This is a genomic window from Nostoc sp. 'Peltigera membranacea cyanobiont' 232 (assembly GCF_002245985.1).
GTDB lineage: Bacteria > Cyanobacteriota > Cyanobacteriia > Cyanobacteriales > Nostocaceae > Nostoc.
Genome location: NZ_NOLK01000054.1, coordinates 44,828 through 51,111, shown reverse-complemented (window position 1 = coordinate 51,111; position 6,284 = coordinate 44,828). Strand labels below are relative to the sequence as shown.

Below are 6,284 nucleotides of genomic sequence, written 5' to 3'. Positions count from 1 at the left end.
TAGTGAACCACGAGTTCGTAAACGTCGCCCGAAAGCATACCCCTTAATGACGAAACCTCGGCACGAATTACGAAAGCAGTTGCAAACTGCTTAACCACAAGTGTTTCGGCTTTTCTTAGTGCCATTCGTCTTTGAACTCAATTTTCTTATCCCGGTTTTCTGTTCCATTGATACTCACACCCCAAAACCTCAAAAACAAAGCGATCGCTTGGTGTGGAAGAGAAGTGCGATCGCCTTGCAGAAACCCTCAAAAATAAAGTGTATAAGCGTAGCAGCTTGTCGTTAGACATCGCCTGTTGTCGAAGACTGGAAGGTTAGCGTAACTTACCACCGGCTTTCAACCGTTCACTACAACCGAATTGTTAGACAGGCTATTCTGTGTTTTAGAAATCAAAACCATTTATATTGTTATTTCCAATTATATTGTTGTTTCCAAATTGCTCATAAATAAAGTCTACGAGCTTTCGAGCCTCTGCCACTAATTCTTCTATATCTTTCTGAGTAAGTGTTATTTTTTCTCCATCCTTTGACTTTCCATTACGATGCACAAGATGGTGTCTATTCTTAATTGCTTTAAAAAGCTTCTTCAAATCTTCTGGAAATTCTATATCAAAAGTGTCTTTGTACATTGGTTTAACCTTTTCCAGGTTATGCCACATTTGTGATAAGAGATATTCCTTAACATAGTCATCAATCTTATCAACCTTAACAAATAACTCATTTAAAGAGAATTTATGTTTTGCAAACTCTGGATTCGACTCCACAAATTTTCTAATAAATTTACGATCATTTGTAACCGTATTAATAAAAGCATCTGATAAAAAAGTCTCTAAAGCAGTAATTACATTGATATGAAGCAATCTAAACAAATATTGCTCTACTTCATCCTTATCGAGTATTATAAGCTGATGTAAAGGTCGTCGTTTGTTAGCAGTTACTTCAGCGTGAAGTAAAGCCTCAATTGTTTCTAAATCTTTTTGGAAAGTTCTATGAAAATCAGTATTTGATATTATTGAAGAATAGTATTCATCATAATCATTAGGTGGGTAGAAGTCAGCTTGTACTATTTCATACTCAGATATCTCCCAATTTTCGTCTTCTTTAACAGCTTTGCCGTGGATCTCTGCTAAAATTGAGGTTCCTAGAATTGATGTTTCCTCATCTGGTGTTGCATCTAAATAAATATCAGCAGAAAAACTGATTTCTTTAGGTTCTATAAACCAGGAATCAGCAATTTGGTAGGTCTCAAATCCCCAACCTGTTGAACCACTAATAGATATTAAACCTGTTATTTTCTCATCATCCATTAAGTCTGAAGCTACATCAGAACCAGTATTGGCAAGCAATTCATCTATAATTTCTAGTGCTAGTGGGTCTAAATTTGTCATAACTTTTGTTTTGTTATTCAGTTACAAAATCGCTTCAATATTTAAAATAAACCCCTGGAAAACATCTTCTTATGACAAAGTAACTGGCGATTCCAACACCTCAACCTCTTGTCCTTGCCGATAAATTTCCACTTGCCAAAAAATAATTAATTATTCACAAATTCTTCTAAACCAATGTCATAACTTGCTCATATTCTTCTTTATGGCTTTGCAAAGCATCCCAAAGATCAACTTTTTGCTGAAGATTAAGCCAAAGTCTTGGCCCATTTCCTAAAGCTTTACCAAGACGTATTGCTATATCTACTGTAATTGAGCTTTGACCATTAATAACTTCTTGAATTGTTTGATTAGATACTCCTAAAATTTCTGCAAAATTTGCGGTATTAATATCTAAATCATCTAAAATATCTGCAATTACTTCACCAGGATGTATTGGTCTTACTAATCTATCATCAGTAATATCTTGCCAATTATCCATAATTAATACTTCTTACTTAATAATTTGGTCAACCTTATTTAGCATTGTCTAGGCAATTAATATCATATTAACACAGGAGCTAATGATAATCTTCAAGATTGACATCATAAGCATCACCATCTTCAAATTTAAAAGTGATACGCCAGTTTCCTGATACCTTTATTGACCAAGTTCCTTTCCTATCTCCTTTTAATTCATGTAAATCATAACCTGGTAATCTAATATCTTCTACAATTAACGCTGAGTCTATAACTTCAAGTCTGATTCTAATTTTCTTTTCTAAGTTTGCAGGAACTCCTTTATTAAAATTTTCTCTAAATAAATTTTCTAATGCTTTATTTTGAAATGTTTGAATCATTTATATTTCATTTTTTAACCTTATCTCATTGTTAAGGCAGGCATAAAGCCTGCCTATGTAATCCTAGTCTATCCCTTCAATCCGGTCTTCAACCTCTTGGTACAACTCGCGCAGACGATCTAAATTATCCTCGCTAGTCTCCCAATAACCGCGTCCATTCACTTCCAACAAAGTTGATACAATCTTGCGGAAAGAATGGGGATTAAGGTTCAGCAACCGTTTCTGCATTTCTTCATCTTTGATGAAGGTTTCGTTAGTATCCTCATAAATCCAGTTATCCACAGCGCCGGCTGTCGCACTCCAACCTGTTGTATTTACCAACCGCTTGGAGAGTTCGCGCACACCTTCGTAACCGTGAGACAGCATCCCCTCGTACCACTTGGGATTTAACAATTTGGTACGCGCATCCAAACGCACGGTTTCTGATAATGTCCGCACTTGGGCGTTAGCTGTGGTTGTATCTGCAATATAAGATGCTGGTTTTTTACCATCACCGCGCAGACTTGCCACCAGCTTAGTAGGATCTGAATCGAAGTAATGAGAAACGTCCGTTAAGCTAATCTCGGAAGAATCCAGATTTTGGAAAGTTGCATCAGCAGTTTTCAATGTACTTTCAAAAATCTGCCGGGATTCGTCCATGATTCCGGGGTTATCGGAATTGAAGGAAAAGGATTTCCGATTGAGATACATTTCCTGCAACTCGGCTTCGCTATCCCAAGTGCTGTTTTCTACCGCCAAGTTGATATTTGACGAGTAGGAACCAGAAGCGTTGGAGAAAACGCGCGTCGCTGCTTGACGCAGATTAATCCCCATCTCCTCAGCTTGTTGCAAAGCGTGTTTGCGAACAAAGTTCATTTCTAAGGGTTCATCCGCCTCAGCTGCCATCTTCACCCCTTGGTCTAGCAGGTTCATTTGGTTGATGAACAAGTCGCGGAATACACCAGAACAGTTGATTACCACATCTATTCTGGGGCGTCCCAACTCTTCTAGAGATATCAATTCCAACTTGTTCACCCGTCCCAAGGCATCGGGAACTGGACGCACGCCCACCATCCACATAATTTGCGCTAGGGATTCGCCGTAAGTTTTGATGTTATCGGTTCCCCAAAGGACGCAGGCGATGGTTTCTGGCCATTTTCCTTCGTTTTCAGCCTTATTGCGTGCCAAAAGCCTGTCTACGACTATTTTGGCTGATTGTACTGCTGCTGTTGTTGGGATGGATTGCGGATCTAAAGCATGGATATTCTTACCTGTGGGTAATACATCCGGGTTGCGGATGGGATCGCCACCAGGGCCAGGTAGAATGTACTCACCTTCCAAGCCTCTGAGTAATGCTCCGAGTTCGTTGTCGGCACAAACTTGTTGCAGGCAGAATTCCAAATACTCAAGTAGGGGTTTTAGGGCGGCGGTGTCAACTTTGGGATAACCTGCTTTATGCAATGCTTCTACCCAAGGTTCCTTTTTGCCCATGTTGAAGAAATTCAACCGGGAAACCAGAGAAACTCGTCCTTCCGCGTCGATTTGCTCTTGGACAAGGGCGCTAACTGCTGCACGGGTTGCCAAAGTGATATCTTGCAATAACTGGACATCTTCTAAAATGCCTCTGTCATTATTTTGGTAAATATCATCAATGTTACGCCCAATGCTATTGGCGATAATTCCCGGTAAGCCTTGAAGTCCTTCTTCCTGACGATCTAGACTAGCAATGTTAACCAGAGTTGCGATCGCTTCTTCGGCACTTGGAGGTTTACCAATGACGTGCAAACCACAAGGCAACAACCGCGACTCGATTTCCATTAACTTGCGGTAGACGTTGCCAACAATATTATCCCGCTCATCGGTACTCATGTCTCTGGCATCGGTTTCTGGCAGGTTAATATCCTTATCCAGATTCACAATCCGGCATTTATCCATGATGCTGTTGACAATGGAAACACCGCGTCCACTATCTTTTAAGGTTTGGTAGGAAGCAATTAACTCACTGAGTTCCTTCAAACCTTTATACAAACCAGCATTTTCTGCCGGCGGTGTCAAGTAAGAAATTGTTTCGGCATAACTCCGGCGTTTGGCAATTGTCGCTTCACTCGGATTATTAGCTGCGTAGTAATACAGGTTGGGAATTGAGCCAATCAAGTTATCTGGATAACAATCGCCAGACATTCCCATCTGTTTACCTGGCATGAATTCCAAGGAACCGTGTGTACCAAAGTGCAGTACAGCATCAGCTTGCCAAACTTGCTCTAGGTAAGTGTAGTAGGCAGCAAAACCGTGGTGAGGACTAGCTGAACGGGAGAACAACAACCGCATCGGATCGCCTTCGTAACCAAATGTGGGTTGTACCCCGATGAAAACGTTACCAAATTGCTTACCATAAATCAGCAGGTTTTGTCCGTCGCTGTTGAGATGTCCGGGAGGTGGGCCCCAGTTTTCCTCTAGGCGGTGAGAGTAGGGGGTTAACGCCTCATACTCAGGAACCGACATTTTGTAAGCAACGTTCAGTTCTGGGCTGTTGTACTGCGCCTGTGCGTCATGAATGACTTCTTGCATCAACGCTTCGGCTGATTCTGGCAATTCTGGTAAGTCGTAGCCGTTATTTTTGAGGGCTTTCATTACCTCGTAGATGGAACCGAATACATCCAAGTACGCGGCGGTTCCCACGTTGCCTTTATCTGGCGGGAAACTGAAAACTGTGATGGCGACTTTTTTATCCAGCTTCGGCTTGCGGCGGAGGTTCGCCCATTTTAAGGCGCGTTCGGCAACAGCTTCCACCCGATCGCGCAGTGCGATCGCTTTCCCTGTAGTTCCATCTCTACCCGATAATATAATCGGCTCAATTGCCCCATCCAATTCAGGAATTGCAATTTGCAAAGCTACTTGAATTGGATGTAACCCTAAATCGCTATCCATCCACTCTTCTGTGGTTTGGAATACTAAGGGTAACGCCACCATATAAGGACGGTTTAAGCGTTTGAGTGATTCAATTGCTTTGGGATGGTCTTGTCTGGCTGGGCCGCCAACTAAAGCAAAACCAGTCAGCGATATCACTGCATCTACCAACTGTGTGTTGGTATTTGGTTCATAGAAGTAGGCATCAACAGGCTTGGAGAAATCCAAACCACCCGCAAATACAGGTAATACCCGTGCGCCTAGTGCTTCCAACTCCTGCACCATTGCTACATAATGGGCATCATCCCCTGTAACTAGGTGGGTGCGTTGCAATACTAACCCGACACAAGGAGCTAAGGGATCTTTTAGATCGCTAGAAATATCCTTACGAGCTGTATACCAATTGAGGTATTCTCTGACATCCTCAAACATACTGGGAGCCAAAGGATGCCAAATCCCTAAATCGGGATAAACCACCGGCTGCTGATATGTGGAAGGTGCAAAATCTTGTTTATCTAAACCTTTAAATACATATTTATCAGCTAGCATTAGCAAGAAGTTTTCCAGGTTTTCTGGAGAACCACCTAGCCAATACTGAAAACTGAGCATGAAATTTCGGGCATCCTGTGCCTTGTCCATCGGTAAAAACTTCAGCACTTGCGGGAGGGTTCGCAAAAGCTTTAGCATCCCATCTTGGAATCCCGCACCGGATTTTTCTTTGCGTTTCCGCATGAATTGCGCGATCGCACTTTTTGACTGACCCAACTGTGCTAGAGAAAAGCTGCCCATTTTACTCAGGCGCATTACCTCTGGCATTGAGGGAAAGACAACAGAAACATCAAGATGATCGCGGTGTGGTTCTACTGCTGCTACTACTTTCTGTGCTAAGTCTTCGATGAAAATGAGGGAAGCGATGAAGATATTCGCATTCTCAATTTCTCGTTTGAACTCCTCGTAATTTTCTGGGTCGCGGAGTTCCTCAATCAAGTACCCGCTGATTTCAATCGCCAAGTTCGGATTGTTCGCGTTAATTGTGCGAACCGCTTGCGACAAAGCACTCTGGTACTGGGACTCAAGCACGACATAGACCACCTTGATTAAACTACGTCCGCGTAAGTTATCAGGCGCAATGTGTCTAATGGTGGACTTGACGTGTGTGAACATGCTTCTTCGG

Annotated in this window: 5 protein-coding genes and 1 pseudogene; all 6 read right to left on the bottom strand. The window is 42.0% G+C overall.

What is annotated here, in order from left to right; all coding sequences use genetic code 11:
* Positions 1-146 precede the first annotated feature (146 nt).
* The 6 genes and pseudogenes from CDG79_RS42480 to CDG79_RS18995 all read right to left on the bottom strand — a co-directional run bounded on the left by CDG79_RS42480 (position 147) and on the right by CDG79_RS18995 (position 6,274).
* Positions 147-290, bottom strand: a complete 144-nt coding sequence (locus CDG79_RS42480; RefSeq protein ID WP_189525048.1) for a hypothetical protein — start codon at positions 288-290, stop codon at positions 147-149.
* Positions 291-383: 93 nt separating this feature from the next.
* Positions 384-1,388: a HEPN domain-containing protein gene (locus CDG79_RS19010; RefSeq protein ID WP_094343515.1), complete on the bottom strand. Its 1,005-nt coding sequence runs from the start codon at positions 1,386-1,388 to the stop codon at positions 384-386.
* A gap of 69 nt (positions 1,389-1,457) precedes the next feature.
* Positions 1,458-1,523, bottom strand: a pseudogene (locus tag CDG79_RS43825) (Uma2 family endonuclease); the annotation flags it as partial.
* A gap of 31 nt (positions 1,524-1,554) precedes the next feature.
* Positions 1,555-1,866, bottom strand: a complete 312-nt coding sequence (locus CDG79_RS19005; RefSeq protein ID WP_094343514.1) for a HigA family addiction module antitoxin — start codon at positions 1,864-1,866, stop codon at positions 1,555-1,557.
* A gap of 79 nt (positions 1,867-1,945) precedes the next feature.
* Positions 1,946-2,224 carry a type II toxin-antitoxin system RelE/ParE family toxin gene (locus CDG79_RS19000; protein ID WP_094343513.1) on the bottom strand — a complete coding sequence of 93 codons (279 nt, stop codon included), beginning with the start codon at positions 2,222-2,224 and terminating at the stop codon, positions 1,946-1,948.
* Between the two features lie 63 nt (positions 2,225-2,287).
* Positions 2,288-6,274 (bottom strand): magnesium chelatase subunit H, encoded by a 3,987-nt coding sequence (locus CDG79_RS18995; protein WP_094343512.1) that lies wholly within the window; start codon positions 6,272-6,274, stop codon positions 2,288-2,290.
* Positions 6,275-6,284: the final 10 nt, after the last annotated feature.